Origin of the sequence: Xanthomonas sp. DAR33341 (assembly GCF_003992815.1) — a bacterium.
GTDB lineage: Bacteria > Pseudomonadota > Gammaproteobacteria > Xanthomonadales > Xanthomonadaceae > Xanthomonas > Xanthomonas cissicola.
Genome location: NZ_QEYV01000033.1, coordinates 1 through 19,226 on the forward strand (window position 1 = coordinate 1; position 19,226 = coordinate 19,226).

The following is a 19,226-nucleotide window of genomic DNA, read 5'->3' on the forward strand; positions in this document are numbered from 1 at the left end:
TCGTAGACCTTGAACGCGAGCGGGTTGTCCGAATCGCGGCCTTCGAAACCGATCTTGCCGATGCCGGGGAAATATTCTTTCGCGCCGATGTACACGGTGTTGCTCATGGGGTGAAGCTCCTGCGTTAAGGGGAGGGGAACAGTGGAAGGCGTCGCCACCGAGCGCCTGCAGCCACGCACTGCGGCGCGCGCGCAACCAGCACAGGCGGCATGCTTGCGCGCAGTACCGCACGCGCGCGACGGAAAATGTTAGCGCTACCACAATTGCGGCCGAAAAAAGCCACGCCATGGAGCGAAGCTGGAGATGCCATGCCTATCCGGGGGAACACTGTCCTTGCGACTTTACCCAGCCCGGCGCGGAAAGGCTTGCTGCGCTGCGAGATACGAACTGGTCTGTGGTCGCCGGATGGGGGGATGCCGGTGATGCGCCTGGCGTGCTGCCCTCTCCCGCCCTTCGGGCACCCCCTCCCGCGTGCGGAGAGGGAACTGCGTGGAGCAGGGCGCGCGCTTCCCGCAACGGGGGCTTGTTCCCTTCTCCCGTTCACGGGGAAGGTGTCCGAAGGGCGGATGGGCGAGGGGCCGCGCCGTCACACCGCACGCCCCTCATCGCACCGGCCACGGCAGCTACAATGGCCGGCTTATGACCGCTGTCCTGCCGCTGCCGCAACCCCTGGCCGACCCCGCGCCGCGCGACCCGCGTCAGCGGTTGCAGCGCGAACAGCTGCGCCTGGGCAAGCGCCTGCAGCGCCAGGTAGGCCAGGCGATCGCCGACTTCGGCATGATCGCGCCCGGCGACAAGATCATGGTCTGCCTGTCCGGCGGCAAGGACAGCTACACCTTGCTGGACATGCTGCTGCGGTTGCAGCGCAAGGCGCCGGTGCCGTTCAGCCTGGTGGCGGTCAATCTGGACCAGAAACAGCCCGACTTTCCCGCCCATGTGCTGCCGGCCTACCTACGCGGGCTGGGTGTGCCGTTCGATATCGTCGAGCAGGACACCTATTCGGTGGTCAGCCGGGTGATTCCGGCCGGCAAGACGATGTGTTCGCTGTGTTCGCGGCTGCGGCGCGGCGCGCTGTATGCCTATGCCCAGACGCATGGCGTGACCAAGATCGCGCTCGGCCACCATCGCGACGACATCGTGGCCACCTTCTTCATGAACCTGTTTCACCACGCGCGGCTGGCGGCGATGGCGCCCAAGCTGCGCAGCGACGACGGCGCGCATGTGGTGATCCGCCCGCTGGCCTACGTGCGCGAGGCCGACATCGCGGCGTACGCGCAGGCGCGGCAGTTTCCGATCATTCCGTGCAATTTGTGCGGCAGCCAGGAAAACCTGCAGCGCCAGCAGGTCGGCAAGCTGCTGCAGCAATGGGACCGCGAGTCCCCCGGGCGCGTGGAACAGATTGCACGCGCCTTGGGCGATGTTCGCCCGGAGCAATTGGCCGACCGCACGTTGTTCGATTTCCTGGCGCTGGGCCGCAGCGGCGATGCGCCGAGCGGTCTTGATCCCGATCCCCGCGCGTGGCTGTCCGCCGGCCACGCCACACACGACAGCGACTGACGCGGCCGATCCGGACGCCGGCAGTCTTTCCACCCTCCACATCTTTCTTTATTCGGTCCAACGCATGTTCTTTCGCAATCTCACCCTGTTCCGTTTTCCCGCCACCCTGGATTTTTCGCAGATCGACACCTTGCTGCCGCCCGTGCAGCTCAAGCCGGTCGGCCCGCTGGAAATGAGTTCGCGCGGCTTCATCTCCCCGTTCGGCCGCGACGAGCAGGAAGTGCTCTCGCACCGTCTGGAAGATTTTCTGTGGCTCACCGTCGGCGGCGAGGACAAGATACTGCCCGGCGCGGTGGTCAACGACTTGCTCGAGCGCAAGGTGGCCGAGATCGAGGAAAAGGAAGGCCGCCGCCCCGGCGGCAAGGCACGCAAGCGCCTCAAGGACGACCTGATCCATGAGCTGCTGCCGCGCGCCTTCGTCAAGAGCTCGCGCACCGACGCCATCCTGGACCTGCAGCACGGCTACATCGCGGTCAACAGCTCCAGCCGCAAGAGCGGCGAGAACGTGATGAGCGAGATCCGCGGCGCGCTGGGCAGCTTTCCCGCGCTGCCGCTCAATGCCGAAGTGGCCCCGCGCGCCATCCTCACCGGCTGGATCGCCGGCGAACCCTTGCCCGAAGGCCTCAGCCTGGGCGAAGAGTGCGAGATGAAGGACCCGATCGAAGGCGGCGCGGTGGTCAAGTGCCAGCACCAGGAATTGCGCGGCGACGAGATCGACAAGCACCTGGAGGCCGGCAAGCAGGTCACCAAGCTGGCGCTGGTGCTGGACGACAATCTCTCGTTCGTGCTCGGCGACGATCTGGTCATCCGCAAGCTCAAGTTCCTCGACGGCGCCCTGGATCAGCTCGAACACAGCGAAGACGACGGCGCACGCGCCGAACTCGACGCACGCTTTGCGTTGATGAGCGCCGAGATCCGCCGCTTGTTCCTGTTGCTGGAAACCGCATTGAAGTTGAGCAAGGCCGAGTAACCGGAAGGTCGAACGGTGGCGGCGTTGAGGCGCGATTCGAGGCGTGAATCGAACGCTCCCGGTGCGTCGAGGACGCGGCGCCCTCACCGCTTGCGGGACACGCCGTGAATCCAGCCGTGGAGGCTCGGCGGCGGCATCCATGCCGCCACACGGTCCCGCAGGCGGTGAGCACACCGCACCAGCGCGTGCTTGCGTTGCTTTCGTGAAGGACAGACGTGCGATGTGTACTGCGACGGTGGCGGAGAAGAGCCCGACAGCACGCCGCAGATCAGCTGCTCTACAACCGATCCATCGGTTGTCCAATCGCTTCCAGAGACGACACCGATCACGGTCTGGCAGTCATCGAGTGCGGCAATCAACGCGTCTCACCGCCTGACACATCGCGGCGGTATCCTGTGCGCATGTTCAAGCCCGTCCGCCGCCTGATTGCATCGCCCTCGCAGGTTGTCGAACGCGACTGCGTGCGCGTGCAGCTGGACGGCCGCGACATCGCGGTACTGCGCGTGCGCGACCCGCGCGCGCGACGCATCAAACTGAGCGTAGACGAGCGCGGCGCACGGCTGACCTTGCCGCTGCGCGCGAGCCTGATTTCCGGCGAACGGTTTCTGCATGCGCATCTGGACTGGCTGACCACACAGCTGTCGCGGTATCAGCAGGTCGATGCGTTTCCTGCACTTGAGCGTGGCGTGCCCGGGCAGCTGCCGTTGCGCGGTGCGTTGCTGCCGTTGAGCTGGCACGAAGGGCGCTATGCACGCATCGATATCACCGACGACGGGGCGCAGTTCCACGTGCCGACCCGCCTGGGCGATGCAGGCCTGCGCCGCACGCTGAAGGAATTCTACGAAGCGCAGGCGCGCGCCGATGTCGGCCGTTGGTTGCCCACTTATCTGCCCGGCCTGCCGCGCGCCCCGGCGCGGGTGCGGCTGAAGATGATGTCCTCGCAGTGGGGCTCGCTGGCACCGGATGGCTCGATGGCGCTGGACCTGGCGCTGGTACTCGGCCGCCCGTCCGCGTTCGAATACGTGCTGGTGCACGAGCTCTGCCACCTGGTGCAGGCCAACCACTCGCCCGCGTTCTGGGCCGAAGTGGAGCAGCGTTTTCCCAGCTGGCGCGAGGAGCGCAGTTACTTCCACGAACACGGCCGCCAGCTCAAGGCGCAGCTGCGTCGGTTGCTGCACGCGCAGTGACGCAGGCGTAGCGCGCAAGGCTGCGGTGAGGCCCCGTTCGCGGCAGTGGTACGGGTGCGGCAACAGCAACAGGCGATCGGTGCGGCCAGCACCAGCGAGTGGTCAGAGCTGCAGCGAAGAGGCCGCTAGCGCCACGCGTAGGAGGCAGCCCGGGCAAGTTGCCGGCAGGCCAGCGGCGACAGCCAGGCAACGCGTTTTGACAGGGCGTGTTCTGCAGCCGCAGCGCCCGCGTCCAGGGTGCGCGCCCGCATCCAGTGGTCGGCGCAACACGCCGCTGCCCACGCCTGGTCCAACAGGACCCGATCGCCTGCATCCAGGTGGTCGGCGGCGCGCACCGCCTGGATGAAGGTCCACGGCGCATGCCACCGATCGAAGGATTCAAGTACGCCCACGACACGGGCGGCATCTGCCGTGGATCTAGTTCACCTGCGCGATTCGCATCTGCGCATCACGCGTGACGCAAACCATCCAAAAAGGCGTTGATCACCGCCGCGACCGCTTCCGGTGCTTCCATATGCACGTGGTGGGTGCCGGGCAGCAGCTGCAGGCGCGCATCGCGCATCATCGCCACGCGGTGGTCGCGCAATGCGTCCGGGAAATACGGCTGTGCGGGCGTGGCGAAGATCGTCTGGGCGGGGCAGGCGATGGAGGCCAGCAGCACGTCGATCTGCGCTTCGGTCATGCGGATGGCGGTGGGCAGGGTCAGGCGCGGATCGCTGCACCAGCTGTAGCCACCTTCCACCACGCGTACGCCGCGTTCGACCAGCAGCCGTGCAGCCGGTTCGGTGAGTTGGTTGGCCATCATGCGCGCGCGTACCGGCATTTCCATCGACGCAAACACCCGCAGCGGCCGCTGCGCTAGCGTGCGTGCCGACGCGACTGCATCGCGCAGGCGTGTGGCGGTGTTTTCCACGGGCTCGGCCAGCGCGCCCAGCGCCTCGATGGCGATCAAGGCCTCCACGCGCTCGGGCGCGGCGGCGGCCAGCAGGCTGGCAATGCCGCCGCCCATCGAGTGGCCGAGCAGGGTGAAGCGCTCCCAGCCCAGGGCATCGGCGACCTGCAACAACAGGGCGATCGCGCTGCTGAGCGTGTATTCGGCGCCTGTCGGCAGCCAGGCGCTGTGGCCGTGGCCGGGCAGATCCAGCAGCACCAGGTCCAGCTCCTGCGCGTGCAGATGCGCGCTCAGTGGCACGAAGCTGGCCGCGTTATCCAGCCAGCCATGCAAGGCCAGCACCCGGCGCGGGCCGCGATCTTGGTTGCGCAATCCGGTGACCCGGCCGATGGCCAGGTCGCATGCAAACGGCTCCAACTTCACGCGCGGCGCGCCACGGCGGCCAGCGCGTGCGCATGCGCATCGCTGGCGTTGAGGCAGGGGATGTAGCTGAGGGTGGCGCCACGTTCGGCCAGCGTTTCGGAAAAGCCCAGCGCTACTTCTTCCAGCGTTTCCAGACAGTCGGTGGCAAAGCCGGGGCAGACCAGGTCGAAACTGCGCACGCCGCCTTCAGCCAGTTTCCACAGCGTGGGTTCGGCGTACGGCTGCAGCCAGCGCTCGGCGCCGAAGCGCGACTGGTAGCCCATCTGCCACTCGTCCGCGCCCAGCCCCAGCGCTGCCACAATCGCCTGCGCGCTGCGTTCGCACTGCTGCGGATACGGGTCGCCGGCATTGGCCACGCGCTGCGGCAGGCCGTGGAAGGAGAACATCAACTTTTCGCTGCGCCCATGCACCTGCCAGTGCGCGCGGATCGACTCGGCGATCGCGGCCACCCAGCCGGTGTCCTCGCAGTAGTCCTGGATCACCTCCACCGCAATCTCCGGCGCGCTGGTGCGCCATGCATCCACCACGTCCTGGATCGAGGCGGTAGTGGTGGTCGAGTACTGCGGATACAGCGGCAGCACCACGATGCGCTTGATGCCGCGTGCGCGCAGCCGGTCCAGCGTCTTGCGCAACGCCGGCTCGCCGTAGCGCATGGCCCATTCCACATGCCAGTCGGGCATGACCGCTTGCAGGCCGCCGGCTAGGCGGCGCGTGTAGACCGCCAGCGGCGAGCCCTCCGGCAACCACACCTTGGCGTATTTTTCGGCCGATTTCGGCCCGCGGATCGGCAGGATCACCCCGTACAGCAGCGGCTTCCAGAACAACGGCGGAATCGCGACCACGCGGCGGTCGCTCAGGAACTCGGCCAGGTAGCGGCGCACGGCCGGGGCGGTCGGCGATTCGGGGGTGCCCAGGTTGACGACCAGCAGGGCGGTATCGGGTGTCGTGTTCATGCGCACCATTCTGGCAGAGCCGGGCACCGCTGCCGACAACAGCGCAACGATCGCTGCGATCGGCCGTCTCTTCCATGCCGGTTGCGCTCACCACCGATTCATTGCGCCGGCACTACCGTCGCGGCATTGCTATCTTTAACGGATTCTTCCTTGGAGCTTGTCATGCCTCGTTTGTCGCGCCTGGCCCTGTTGTTGTCGCTGACGTTGGCCGCCGGCCATGCCGTCGCCGGCCCGGAAGAAGACCAGCGCGCACGAAATGCGGTGCGTGTGCTGACCGAGATCATGAAGATCCCCGAGCAGGCCATTCCGGACAAACTGCTCGACGAGGCGCGCGCCATCGTGGTCATTCCCGACACGCTGAAGGCCGGCCTGGTGATCGGCGGCCGTCGCGGCCATGGACTGATGTCGATGAAGAATGCCGATGGCAGCTGGTCGCAACCGGTGTTCGTCAAGCTGACCGGCGGCAGCATCGGCTTCCAGGCCGGCGTGCAGTCGTCCGACGTGGTGCTGGTGTTCCGCAACGACCGCAGCCTGGACAACATCGTCAACGGCAAGTTCACCCTTGGCGCCGATGCCGGCGTGGCCGCAGGCCCGGTCGGGCGCAACGCCGCTGCGGCTACCGATGGTCAGCTCAAGGCCGAAATCTGGTCATGGTCGCGTGCCCGTGGCCTGTTCGCCGGGGTTGCGCTGGACGGTGCGGTCCTGCAGATCGACGATGCCGCCGACCTCAATGCCTATGGCGGTGGCGCGACCCCGCGCATGATTTTCGAAGGCCGCACCAGCGAACGCCCGTCCACCGATGTGATCGCCTTCCGCGACCGGCTGGAAGAGGCCACCTACACCGCGCGCGCCAATCGCGGCACCGATGCCGCCGCCGATGACGCGCCGCCGGCACCGCGTCCGCAAACCCCGCCGCCGGCGCAGGCACAGCAACCGGCCACTGTGCCTCCGGCCAACGAAGCCAGCACCGTGCCGATGCAGCCCAGCGCCATGCCGCCGGCCCAGCAAGGTTTCCAGCCGGTATCGGAGGGCGAAATCCGCACCGAATCCCTAGACGGCAACCGCTAACGCACTGTCATCCCCCTGCGCGGTGCGCTGGGGTATCCTGCGTCTTCCTTCTTTTCAGCAAGCGAGCAGATCATGGGCGGTTTCAGCATTTGGCACTGGCTGATCGTGCTGGTGATCGTGTTGCTGGTGTTCGGTACCAAGCGGCTCACCAGCGGTGCCAAGGATCTCGGCAGCGCGGTCAAGGAATTCAAGAAAGGCATGCACGACGACGACAAGCCGGCCGGCAAGCTCGGCGACGACTCCCGCACTGCCGAGCAGGCGCGTGAGGCGCAGGCCGAACGCGACCGCGACGCGCGCTGATCCGGAGCGGCGTCGGTGTTTGACATAGGTGTTGGCGAACTGACGCTCATTGCGGTCGTCGCCCTGGTGGTGCTCGGCCCCGAGCGTTTGCCCAAGGCGGCCCGATTTGCCGGATTGTGGGTGCGCCGTGCGCGCATGCAGTGGGACTCGGTCAAGCAGGAACTCGAACGCGAACTTGAGGCCGAAGAGCTCAAGCGCAGCCTGCAGGACGTGCAAGCCTCGCTGCGCGAGGCCGAAGACCAGCTGCGCAACAAGCAACAGCAAGTCGAGCAGGGTGCCCGCGCGCTGCACGACGACGTCAGCCGCGATATCGACATCCGCGCCAGCGCCACGCCGGTGGCAACGCCGCTGGAACTGGCGCATGCGGATTGGTCTGCCCTCCCCGATGTCGATACGGCAGCAGGCGCAACCGATGCGGCTGGAGCTGCACACACCGCGCCGGTCATTGCGCAAGCTCAACCCATTGCGCCAGCGCCGCATCAAACCCTGGTTCCGGCTCCCCACGACGCGATAGTGCCGGCGCCGCACGCCGCGCATCTGGCCAGCGCGCCTGAGCCGGTCGCCGTCGTGCCAGTCGATGCGGGCACACCGGCTGCGTCGATGCCGAGCGCGCCAGCCAAGATCCAGGAGAAACAGCCGTGAGCCTGTTCGACGACGCACAGGCCGAAAGCAGTCTGATCGAGCATCTGGTCGAATTACGCGCCCGCCTGGTCCGCGGGCTGATCGGGCTGGGTGTGGTGTTGCTGGCCCTACTGCCGTTTTCGCGGGCGATCTATTCATGGCTGGCCGCACCGCTGATCTCGCAACTGCCGCTGGGGCAGACGATGATCGCGATGAACCCGGCCGGAGCATTTTTCGCCCCGCTCAAGCTGACCTTCTTCGTAGCGGTGTTCTTCAGCGTGCCGTGGCTGCTGTATCAGGCCTGGGCGTTCGTGGCGCCGGGGCTGTACCAGCGCGAAAAGAAGCTGGCATTCCCGCTGCTGGCGTCGGCGGTGGCGCTGTTCTATATCGGCTGCGCGTTCGCCTATTTCCTGGTGTTGCCGGCGGTGTTCCACTTCCTGACCACGTTCAAGCCGGACGTGATCGCCATTACCCCGGACGCCAATTCGTACCTGGATTTCGTGCTGGCCATTTTCTTCGCCTTCGGCGCGAGTTTCGAACTGCCGGTGGCCTTGGTGATCCTGGTGCTGCTGGGCTGGGTCAGCCCCAAGCAGCTCAGCGAAGGCCGGGGCTACGCCATCGTCGGCATCTTCATCCTGGCCGCCGTGCTGACCCCGCCAGACGTCGTATCGCAGCTGATGCTGGCCATCCCCATGTGCCTGCTCTACGAGCTGGGCATCATGGCCTCGCGTGCTGTGGCACCGAAGCCCGCTTAGTGCCGTCGCTGCACCGAGGCGCGCGCCGCAGTGATCGAACTGGCCGATCAGGGCATCGAAGCGGCGCCGTCGCATGCAGGTGGGCGGTTCGGTCGTCTTCGGGCACGCCAGGTCGCTGCGCGGTATCGCCCCGGATGCCATCGTCCATGTAGGAGCGCACCCGGGCGCGACGAAGCCTACGTCGAGAAGCCCCGGTCGCGCCCAGGTGCGTTCCTACGGCTGCGCGACCTCAAGCAACAAACACATCCGGCCGCGATGGCGGGGCTGGCTGGGCGACGGTGCCGTCGTGGGTGAACATCTGCTTCCATGCCGCATACACCGAGCCGGCGAACACCGGCATGAGCACCGCCATCAGCAGCAGCTGGGCCAGCCACATCGCCACGGTCTGGCCGGCGATCAGGCCGACGATCAGCGCCACGATCATCACCGCGAAATAGATGGCGAAGATGGCGATGAAGGCCAGCACGAAGAACACCAGCATCGCCGGCAGGTTGTGCAGGCTGGCGCGCAGGCTTTCGCGCAGCGCGTGACCGCCGGTGCTGCGGTCGAACATGACCTGCGGCGGCATCACGAACAGCGCCAGCGTCATCGCGGCGAAGGTGGCGATGGTCAGCAGCAGCCACAGCAGGATGCGCCCGGCTGGCAGGCTGGCGGCCAGTTGCTCGATCTGCACCGGATCCGGCTGCGCGCCGGACTGGCTGATCTGGTTGATCTTGACCATCACCTCGGACAACTGCTGCAGCCCGCTGGCGCCGATCATCGCCAGCAGCAGCACGCCCAGCAGCAGGCCGGCAATCAGCTGCGGCAGCAGCGACACCAGCAGATGCGGCGCGCGACCGTCCTGCAGGCCATGCAGCAAATGCGACGGTTTGGCGATGCGGCCTTCGTCCACTTCGCGGATGGCCCACAGCAGGCCGCCCATGAACAACGGGCCGGCCAGCACCAGCAGGAATTGCAGAGCCGGGCCCAACAGCGGCACCAGGACAGATAGCGACACCACCAACGAGGCGGCCACGCTCCAGATCACCCCCAGCGAGCCAAGCGCCAGCGGCGCCCGCTTCAACAGCGAGAAACCGGTCAACAGCCACTCTGCGCCGGCAGATGCCGGCACCTTACGAATTTCGCTCATTCCCATTCCGGATCGATACGCGCGCCGGACCATCCGGCGTCAGGCGATTATCGCTGCTTTTAGGTGTGCGCGGCGGGACGAGCGCTCATTGTCTGCAGCCGGCGTGCGTGATGCACGAAGCGGCGCAACAGCTTGCGGGCGATGGGGGCGGCGGTGACCTCGCGGGCGACCGTGCGGGCGCAACGTCCGTGGCGGGCGATGCAGTCGGCACGCGCCTGCACATAGCCGCGCATGTGGTGGGTGGCGAATTCGGGGTGGAACTGGACGCCCCAGGTGGCCCGGCCCCAACGGAAGGCATGGCAGCGGTCCTGCCGGGAGTGCGCCAGCACGACGGCGCCGTCCGGGGCACGCACGACCGTCTGCAGATGGGTGGCATGGGCCGGGAACTGCGGCGGAAGCCCTGCGAATAAAGGATCCTGCTCGGCCGGCGGGTGCAGCTCCAGCGCGATGGTGCCGGATTCGCGCCCGGCCGGGTTGTAGTCGACCTCGCCGCCTAGCGCGTGCGCCAGCAACTGGTGCCCGTAGCAGATGCCCAGCAGCGGCATGCCTTGATGGGCGGCATGGCGCAGCCATTCGGCACTGCGTTCGCTCCAGTCGGCGCGGTCGGTGACGAAGGCCGCCGAACCGCTGACGATGATGCCGGCAAAGTCGGCCGGGTCGGGCAGCGCGTCGCCATTGGCGACGTCGATGGCCACCGTTTCCTGCTCGGCCAGCCCGGCCGCCACGCGGATCCAGTGCGGAAAACGGCCGTATCGCTTCATCTCCGGCACGGGCTGCCCGGTTTCGATGATCAGGAACGGCAAAACGGACATGCGCGAAGATCCGGACACAACAGATGCCCCCGATTGTAGGCGGCAGCGACGCGTTTTTTTCAAGCGCCACTCCAAGACGCGCGCTGCGGGTCATTGCCGAATGACATGTCCTGATGCCCTCGCAGCGAGATGCGGATGATGGTAGCGGTGGTTGCCGACTGGTGCATGTCCTGGATATCGGCAGACAAACGCACGGCTGCAATGACAGTGCCTTTGCGCCGTCGCGGTGGTCAGGTCGAGGCAAGGTTCGGCGGGGTTGCTGTGGAAAAACATCGAATCGTGCATAACCATCCGAACACTGTGCTTGGAGGCTGCGGAGCATGTCGTCGTGCCGGCGTGCTGCATCCCACGCGTTCAATTCATGCAATGTATTAGGGCCATGGGCCCAACGCGCAGCGGCGTCGCACACGTCGTCGGCGCTTCGTGTTGACGAAGTCGCTCGCGCGCGGATTGGCTAAATTTCGCACATGAAAACCCATGCTACCCATCCAAATGCGTTCCGCACAAACTCGCCTTACGTTCATGAGGACAAGCCCGGGCTAGCGGAGGATCAGGCAGCAGCCAGCAGCAGCGGCACGCAGCAACCGCTTGGACGGCCGCCTAGAAAACGGCAGAGGATGGAGTCGGATGACCCAGGGGCCTCGACGCGCGACAGGCAGCCCTTTACGGCAAACGCCTTGAAGAAAGACGAAATCGATGCCAGCGAAGGCGCATGGGACAGGCGCGTTCGGCCGTGGCAGCCGGCTGCCGTCAAAAACGAGCGCATCAGAACCGAGCGGTATCCGGACAGGGTCACCGCTGACGTCGGCGCGTCGTCAGCGCATCATCGGCCACAACGATCGTCGCAGCAGCATGGTGTGGAGGCAAGCGCATCTCTTCGACCGCGCGAACAACCGTCCGAATGGTCCGCCAGAAAGCGACCACGTGAAGAGCAGGCGCCCTCTCGGCAGTCAAAGCGGCCATTCCATGGCATGGAGCTGACGACCGACGACCTGCGCAGGGCCGAACATCAGCTGGACAGTGCGGAAAAAAAACGGCTACAGGCACAGCGACAGCAACAGCAGCGACAGTTGAGCGAGCCCCACGGAATCGCTCGCAACCACAATGCGGGCCTGTGCGTGTCGATGGCATATGACAACGAGCTGGCGCATCGCATGCGTGAGGGGATGGCGTTGCCATTCCTGGAAGAGAGCGTCAACGCGCAAGTCAACGCGCAGCGGCTGGACAAGTACCTTCAGCTGATTGCCACTGCACGGCGCGCCAGGGCAGGCGTGACGCCCCGCGATCTGGATCGTTGCACCGAGCTCGCGGCGCAGTATCTCTCCGGGACCGGATGGTTCGAAGGGGCATCGCTGGCGCAGCTGGCGCACGTGGGCAACAAGCTGAGCAAGCACCCGAACCAGCCCGCATGCATGGAGGCAATCGCGTGGATCGCCGGACAGCTCGATCAGGCCGATGATCTGGTTGGGCTGAGTGGCTACCTGTCGGTGCTTCTCCTGAACGCCTTGGCAAAGAATATCGACAGCGGCCGGTGTGAACGGGCGGTGGCGCGTTTGGCGCGTCACCTGGCACGTGATGACCGTGCCTGGCAGTCTTTGACCGCGTTGGACATTAGCTTGGCACTCAATACCTTCAGCAAGCGGTTCGACAATCCGGATTGCCAGGCCACGGCGCACCGGCTCGCCGCGCGTGTCGCCAGCGACAAGCGCCTGCGTCATGCGATGGATGCGCAGAACGTGGCGAACACGCTCAATGCGCTAAGCAAATGGCCCGACGACGCGGTCTGTGGGGAGGCTGCCAGCGCGCTGGCCGAGCGGCTGACCGACGATCCTGGACTGCGCAAGGACCTCAAGCTGCAAGAAGTGGGCAGTGTGCTCAATGCCCTGAGCAAATGGTCCGACAACACGGACTGTGCGGCCGCTGTCAGTGCGCTGGCCGAGCGGCTGGCCGATGAGAGCAAATTGCGCAAGTCCCTGGACGGACAAGGCGTGGCCAATGTACTCAATGCCCTGAGCAAATGGCCCCACACAGAGGTCTGTGCGAAAGTCGCCAGCGCGCTGGCCGATCGGCTGGCGGACGAGAGTAGGATGCGTCACGACCTTCTCCCGCGAGAAGTGGCCAATACGCTCAACGCCCTGAGCAAATGGCCCGACACCCCGGACTGTAAGAATGCCGCCAACGCGCTGGCCGCACGGCTGGCCGCCGAGAGCAGATTGCGCGACGGCCTTGAAGCGCAAGGCGTGGCCAATACGCTCAACGCCCTGAGCAAATGGCTCGACAACACGGCCTGTGCGGCCGCCGCCAGCGCGCTGGCCGCACGGTTGGCCGCCGAGAGCAGATTGCGCAACGACCTCAAGCCCAAACACGTGGGCAATGCGCTCAATGCCCTGAGCAAATGGCCCGACAACACGTTGTGTGCGACCGCTGTCAGTGCGCTGGCCGGGCGGCTGGCCGCCGATCCCGGGTTGCGCAAGGACCTGGAACACATCGACGTGGCCCAAGCGCTCAATGCGCTGAGCAAATGGCCCGACAACGCGTCGTGTGCGACCGCTGTCATTGCGCTGGCCGGGCGGCTGGCCGCCGAGAGCAGATTGCGCAACGGCCTCATTGCGCAAGGCGTGGCCAATACGCTCAACGCCCTGAGCAAATGGCCCGACACGCCGGACTGTAAGAATGCCGCCAACGCGCTGGCCGCACGGTTGGCCGCCGAGAGCAGATTGCACGACGACCTCAATGCGCAAGGCGTGGCCATCGCGCTCAACGCGTTGTGCAAATGGCCCGACACCCGGGACTGTAAGAATGCCGCCAACGCGCTGGTCGCGCGGCTGGCCGTCGAGGGTAAATTGCGCAAGGACCTCAGGCCGCAAGAAGTGGGCAGTGCGCTCAATGCGCTGAGCAAATGGCCAGACAACACGGCCTGTGCGGTCGCCGCCAGTGCGCTGGCCGAGCGGCTGGCCGCCGATCCCGGGTTGCGCAAGGACCTGGACCCCAGCCACGCGACCCAAGCGCTCAATGCCCTGAGCAAGTGGCCCGACAATACGGACTGTGCGGCCGCCGCCAGCGCGCTGGCGGAGCGTCTGGCCGACGATCCCGCGTTGTGCAAGGCCCTCGAACCTGTCCACGTGCCCCAAGCGCTCAACGCGCTGTGCAAATGGCCCGGCACACCGGTCTGTGCGGCCGCTGCCAGCGCACTGGCCGCACGGGTGGCCGACGATCGCAGGTTGCGCAAGGGCTTGGACGCTCAGCAAGTGTCCACTGCGCTCAACGCCCTGAGCAAATGGCCCGACAATGAGATCTGTGCAGCTGTCGTCAGTGCGCTGGCCAGTCGTCTGGCCGACGAGCCCGAGTTGCGCAAGGACCTCGACCCGCAGGGCGTGGCCACCGCGCTCAACGCCGTGAGCAAGTGGCCTCACACAGGGGTCTATGAGGCCGCCGCCAGTGCGCTGGCAGCACGGGTGGCAGACGATCCCCAGTTGTGCAAGGCTCTCGAACCTGTCCACGTGGCCCAAGCGCTCAACGCGCTGTGCAAATGGCCGGACAACACGGCCTGTGCGGCCGCCGTTGGCACGCTGGCCGCACGGCTGGCCGACGAGTCCAGATTGCGCAACGACCTCAAGCCCATACACGTGTGCAATGCGCTCAACGCCTTGTGCAAATGGCCGGACGACACGGTATGTGCAGCCGCCGCCAGCGCGCTAGCCGCACGGCTGGCCGCCGAGAGCAGTTTGCGCGACGACCTCAATGCGCAAGGCGTGGCCGTTGCGCTGAACGCCCTGAGCAAATGGCCCAACGCGCCGGCCTGCGAGGCGGCCATCGACCTGTTGGCTGCGAGGCTGGCTGAGAACCACAAGCTACGACACCTCTTTGGAGGGCAAGACGTGGCCATGGCGCTCGACGCGCTGAGCAGATGTCTCGCCAGGCCGGTGTGCCGGTCGGCATGCGTGCTGCTGGCCGAGCGCGCAGGCTCGGCCGAGCTGCCCTGGCGGCAGTTCCAGATGCGGGGGATCGCCATGCTGGCCACCGCCATGTCGCGCCTGTGGCACCTGGACGATGAGGACGATGGGCAGTTCCGGGCCCTTGTGGTCCCCAAGCTGCAGGCGATGGCCGGGCACCTGGATGTGCACCGCGAGCGGTTTGCGTCCGCGTTGGCCGACGAGATCGGGGTGCTCTTCAAGGCCCTGGCATCGGCGCGGCTGCAGCGCCAGATGCGTCCGCTGGGACGGCCGGCGCTGGAGCGGGTGTCGGCCCTGATCGGGGACGACGGATTACGCCAGACCAGCCTTGAGGGGATCGGCAGCCTGTGCATGGGACTGTTGCCGCTGATCCGCAGTCCGGAATTGTCCCCCCGCCATCGGGTCCAGGCATTGCGCGTGTTCGATACGTTGCAGCCCATCGTCGCGCGCAAGATCGACCTGTACCTGGGCGGCGACGGCGCGCGCGCGTCGGCCGGCATCGAACAGCATGCCACGCGCTGCCCGGCGCTGACCTTCTACCAGGTGCTCAAGGCCTACGCGGTGGTGAGCCGGCAATGGAAGGCGCGCCATCTTGACGGCCCGCGCAAGCAACTGCGCCAGCGCCGCGACGAACTGGTGAAGTGGGTGGACCAGACGCTGGCGCGCACGCGCGAGGCGATCGAGGCGGACCTGGGCGAGATGAGCTGGAACCTGATCGCGCAGATCGAGGCCGGCGACCAGGTGTTCGACGCCCTGGACCTGCGCATGGCCAAGGACGCGCCGACGATTATCCAGGCCCATCCACCGACCCGCTTTGACCTGCACAGTGGGCGCTTGAGCATGTCCTCGGTTCCCGGCCGGCCGGTGGCGCCGGCGCCCGGCCGCGGCAGCACGACCCATGTGGTGGTCGATCTGGTGGGCAAGGAGCTGTCGACCAACCGTGCCGAATCGGACAAGCCGTACTCGCTGTTTGCCCGCCTGACCGGCCTGCCGCTGGTGGAAGTGCAACTGCCTGGCGAGCTATCGACCTTCATGCTGGCGCGGACGTTCAACTACAACGGCGAGCCCTGGCGCTTCGACATGTTCGGCGGCAGTCGCGCGGCGCGCAGCAAATCCGGTAGCAGCAGTCTGGCGATGTCTCACAGGAAGGAGTCGGCGTCGCTGTTGCCGGCGTTCCGCTATGCCGACACCGCTCCGGGTAGCAGCCTGATGCACCTGGCGGGCAAGCTCGCTCCGCAACGCGAGGACTGGTCGCGCATGCAGCGCTCGCTGCTGGAGATGGTGCCCAGCGACCATGTCGTGGAAGGCACGCTGCGCCTGGGGGTGTTCGATGACGTCGAGGGCCCTGCGCATCCGTTCAAGCCGTTGGCCGTGGATGGCACTGCCCTGGCGCTGTGCCCCAACGATGGCTGCGGCTTTGTGAAACTGGAGGTGGCCTTGTCCATCCCCGCCTTCCGCAAGCATTACGAGGCCTGGCACGCCGTGCAGGCGAACCAGGCCACCGAGGAGCAGCGCGAGTTGGTGGCCAAGGACAAGGGGCCTTCGCTGATGCCGGCGCAGGCGCTGCATCATTACCCGCGCGATGCGGCGGCGCTGGAAGAGGCGCACGCGGCGATGCAGGAGCAGCTCAAGACGCTGCAGCCGACAGGCGATGACCCGCTGTGGATGTACAGGCCGCTCATCGGCGGTGGCTACCAGGGCCAGCGGGTGCGGGCGGTGCCGTCGGCCGACGACAAGGTGCATCTGCCGCAGCAGCGCAGCCAGGCCTTCGACGTCGCGGGCGGCCCGTTGCTGCTCGGCAAGCCGCCCTACGACAAGGAAAATCTGCTGCCGGTACCGGAGCAGCGCATCGCCACCGTGGCCCAGGGCGACGCCACCGCCGCGTTCCTCTCCCAGTGCTTCGGCATCCAGTACAGCTACACCGGTTTCGATGATGGCTCCGGCGTCGATCCGCAGATGCTGCACAGCAAGGGCATGCTGGTGGTGGTGCCCGAGCAGCAGTGGCCGGCCGCGTTCAGCGACACCGACCTGGCCTGCTCCAAGGAAGATCTGAAGACGCTGTCGTGCTGGACAAACGGCCGCGACCGTGGCGCCTTGCCACGCGACATCCTCAGCACCGGCAGCCTGCGGCTCAAGGACATCGTGGAGCCTGGGCGCCTGGGCGCACTGCCGATCGACGAGTTGCGCAAACGCAACATGGACACCGACGGCGACGACGCCTTCATCTACGCAGGCTACCCCAAGCTGGCCGCGCTGATTTCGCGGGTGATGATGGACCGCCAGGCCCGGCGCGGCCGGCAACAGTCCTTCAAGCCGCCGAAGACGGCCACGCCGGCCATCGACCCGGTCAGCGGCCACTACCAGCCCGGGCGGCTGGCCGAGATCATGTCCCTCAAGCGCGGTCAGCGCATCACTTCTGCGGCCGCCACGCTGGCGGCGCGCTTCCTGGGGCAGCCGAACGAACTGCGCGAAGCGATGGCGCGCGACATGATGTTCGGCACCTACGATGGCATCGAGCGCGGGTTGCGCAACGGTTTGCGCGAGCTGCTCGACGAGCAGGTCCGCGATCCCCAGGTGTTGGCCGCGCTGCGCGTGCAGGCGCGCGAGGCGATCGAACGCGCCCACCTGCCCGAGGCGCGTGAAGCTGCCGAGTTGCTGCACGCACAGCTGCTTGCGCTTGCGGCGGGCCCGTCCGCCGACAGCGCCGCGCCGGCGTTGCCCGAGGCCCTGGCTGAGGCGTTTCCCGGTTTGGCCAAGGCCTACGAGTCCGCCGCTGGCGTGGAGGCGCGCATCCACGCCATCCTGGACAACTACCCGGTGTGCCGGCTGTCGCATGCGCAGTTCCCGGACGGGCAACCCGGGCTCGTCCCCGGCGAGCCGGAACTGACCATGCGCAACCTATTCACCATCGCGATCAAGGTCGGCACCGATGCGCTGAAGTCCGACACCGGCACGGCACTGTTCGCCAAGATCGTGGAGGGCTGCGAACGGTCCGAGCGGAGCTTCGCCGAGCGGGTCCGCAACGTGCCCTACAGCAGGGCCACCGCCCGGGCCATGCAGGACGGGCGCTTCGATCCGGAACAGACCAAGCTGCTGCTGCAGCGCATGCCGTCGATGGCCGCTGGGGTCATGGAAGACGCGCTTGAGGCGCTTCAGCAGGCCGGCTGGATCGACCGGCCGCAGCCGCCGGCCGAGCGGCTGCGCGCCGTGCAGCCGCAGGACATTGCGGTTCAGGCACAGGCCTTGCTGGGGCGTGCTCGCCAGATGGAGCCGCAGGTCACCGACATGCTGCGGGGCATCGCCGCGCGTCATGGTGGGCAACTGACCGGCACGCAGCATCAACTGAAGTCGCTTAGCTCCTTGAAGCAAAAGCTCACGCAGCGGATGGCCCTGAAAAAGCAGACGCTGGAAGAGGCGGCAGCCGGCGTCAACGACGCGCTGCGCTACAGCGTGGTGCTGGAACCGCAGGACTTCACCGCCGGCCTGCGCGCGGTGCTGTCCGCACTGGACGATCAGGGCCATGCACGGGTCAAGCTGACCAATCAATTCACCGTGTACCCGCCAGTCTTCAAGGCCATCAATGTCACGCTGCGCAGCCCTGCCGGTGCGCTGTGGGAGATCCAGTTCCACACGCCGGAGACCTTCGCGCTGAAGGAGCACTTCCACGATCTGTACAAGCACGCCCATGCGCTGGCGCTTGGCGGTGCGTCGCGGGCCGAGCAGCGCGAGCTACAGGCGCCTGCGCTGGAGGCCTTCAAGCGTGTGGCCTCGCCGCCGGGGTGCGAGGAGATCGACGACTGGCAGGAAGAGACCGTGCCGGCGCTGGCAAGCGCGACGCCGACGCCCGGCTCCGAACAGACCCCCGTCAATGCGGACGCATCGCAGGCACACCGCGTGTTCAACGTCGCCGCAGGCAAGCAAGCGTCGCTGACGCCGGTGCTCAACACGCTGGCCGACGGCTTGGGCGCACGGCTCTGGGGCAACGTGCGCTACGACGCCAGGCAGGGCCGGATCGAGCAGGTGCAACAGGCCCCGTTCCAGAAATCGGTCGTCTCGATCAAGGACAAGATCCGGCGCCATCTGCGCGCCGGCATGACCGCAGAACAGGCCACCCAGAGCGTGGGCGATGCGCTGCGCTATGCGCTTGAGTTACCGTCCGAGGGCTTCGTGGCGAAGGTGCAGGCGGCCCAGGACGCACTGCGTCGGCAAGGGATGACGTGCGTGAAGCTGCAGAATTACTTTACCTCGGGAGACGGCACCTACCGGGGCATCAATGCCAGCTTCACCGATGCCGAGGGCTACGTGTTCGAAGTGCAGTTCCACACGGCCGAGAGCTTCAACGCCAAGGCGCAAACGCATCTGTCGTACAAGCGGATGCAGTTGGCGCAGACACGCCTGGACAAGGCGCGGCAAAAACCTCGGCCCGATCCGGTCAGGCAGGCAAAACTGACGCAGGAAATCGCAGGGCACAGACAGGCGATGCACGAGATGACCGCCAGGGTGAGCGAGCCCGCCGACATCGAGCGTCTGGGGGATCGCGAATGAGCTCCATCAACGGCTCAAGACGTTGGCAAACTGCGGCGATCAGGACGGTTGAACTGTGAGC

At 66.7% G+C, this 19,226-nt stretch carries 12 protein-coding genes; 8 read left to right on the forward strand and 4 right to left on the reverse strand.

What is annotated here, in order from left to right; genetic code table 11:
- The first annotated feature begins 639 nt into the window (after positions 1 to 639).
- The 3 genes from ttcA (at position 640) to EO156_RS15760 (ending at position 3,714) form a co-directional block, all read left to right on the forward strand.
- On the forward strand, positions 640 to 1,557 hold the full coding sequence (gene ttcA, locus EO156_RS15745) for a tRNA 2-thiocytidine(32) synthetase TtcA (RefSeq protein WP_016850242.1): 918 nt from the start codon (positions 640 to 642) through the stop codon (positions 1,555 to 1,557).
- 64 nt (positions 1,558 to 1,621) lie between these two features.
- Entirely contained in the window at positions 1,622 to 2,527 is a 906-nt protein-coding gene (locus EO156_RS15750) for a recombination-associated protein RdgC (RefSeq protein WP_016850241.1), read from the forward strand.
- Between the two features lie 401 nt (positions 2,528 to 2,928).
- Positions 2,929 to 3,714, forward strand: coding sequence for a SprT family zinc-dependent metalloprotease (locus EO156_RS15760; RefSeq protein WP_016850240.1), 786 nt, complete (start codon positions 2,929 to 2,931; stop codon positions 3,712 to 3,714).
- Positions 3,715 to 4,162: 448 nt separating this feature from the next.
- Here the strand turns inward: EO156_RS15760 and EO156_RS15770 are convergent, their stop codons facing one another.
- The gene (locus EO156_RS15770; protein ID WP_026007045.1) at positions 4,163 to 5,023 is read right to left on the reverse strand and encodes an alpha/beta hydrolase; all 861 of its coding nucleotides are present in this window, start codon (positions 5,021 to 5,023) and stop codon (positions 4,163 to 4,165) included.
- Between the two features lie 2 nt (positions 5,024 to 5,025).
- Positions 5,026 to 5,991, reverse strand: coding sequence for a ferrochelatase (hemH, locus tag EO156_RS15775; protein ID WP_005917630.1), 966 nt, complete (start codon positions 5,989 to 5,991; stop codon positions 5,026 to 5,028).
- 153 nt (positions 5,992 to 6,144) lie between these two features.
- Between hemH and EO156_RS15780 the strand changes: the two genes are divergently transcribed.
- The 4 genes from EO156_RS15780 to tatC all read left to right on the forward strand — a co-directional run bounded on the left by EO156_RS15780 (position 6,145) and on the right by tatC (position 8,726).
- Positions 6,145 to 7,050 (forward strand): YSC84-related protein, encoded by a 906-nt coding sequence (locus tag EO156_RS15780; RefSeq protein WP_029829677.1) that lies wholly within the window; start codon positions 6,145 to 6,147, stop codon positions 7,048 to 7,050.
- Positions 7,051 to 7,122: 72 nt separating this feature from the next.
- Positions 7,123 to 7,350, forward strand: a complete 228-nt coding sequence (gene tatA, locus EO156_RS15785; RefSeq protein WP_003484969.1) for a Sec-independent protein translocase subunit TatA — start codon at positions 7,123 to 7,125, stop codon at positions 7,348 to 7,350.
- 15 nt (positions 7,351 to 7,365) lie between these two features.
- The gene (gene tatB, locus EO156_RS15790) at positions 7,366 to 7,992 is read left to right on the forward strand and encodes a Sec-independent protein translocase protein TatB (RefSeq protein ID WP_016850350.1); all 627 of its coding nucleotides are present in this window, start codon (positions 7,366 to 7,368) and stop codon (positions 7,990 to 7,992) included.
- On the forward strand, positions 7,989 to 8,726 hold the full coding sequence (gene tatC / locus EO156_RS15795; RefSeq protein ID WP_005929678.1) for a twin-arginine translocase subunit TatC: 738 nt from the start codon (positions 7,989 to 7,991) through the stop codon (positions 8,724 to 8,726). Before tatB ends, tatC begins: the two co-directional genes overlap by 4 nt.
- A 229-nt stretch (positions 8,727 to 8,955) precedes the next feature.
- Here tatC and EO156_RS15800 read toward each other — a convergent pair whose 3' ends face one another.
- Both EO156_RS15800 and EO156_RS15805 read right to left on the reverse strand, forming a co-directional pair.
- Entirely contained in the window at positions 8,956 to 9,855 is a 900-nt protein-coding gene (locus EO156_RS15800) for a BPSS1780 family membrane protein (protein WP_003484965.1), read from the reverse strand.
- Positions 9,856 to 9,914: 59 nt separating this feature from the next.
- Positions 9,915 to 10,667, reverse strand: a complete 753-nt coding sequence (locus tag EO156_RS15805; protein ID WP_016850349.1) for a glutamine amidotransferase — start codon at positions 10,665 to 10,667, stop codon at positions 9,915 to 9,917.
- Positions 10,668 to 11,134: 467 nt separating this feature from the next.
- Between EO156_RS15805 and xopAD the strand changes: the two genes are divergently transcribed.
- Complete coding sequence (gene xopAD / locus EO156_RS15815) at positions 11,135 to 19,165, forward strand: XopAD/skwp family type III secretion system effector (RefSeq protein ID WP_126936760.1); 8,031 nt, start codon at positions 11,135 to 11,137, stop codon at positions 19,163 to 19,165.
- The last annotated feature ends 61 nt before the right edge of the window (positions 19,166 to 19,226 follow it).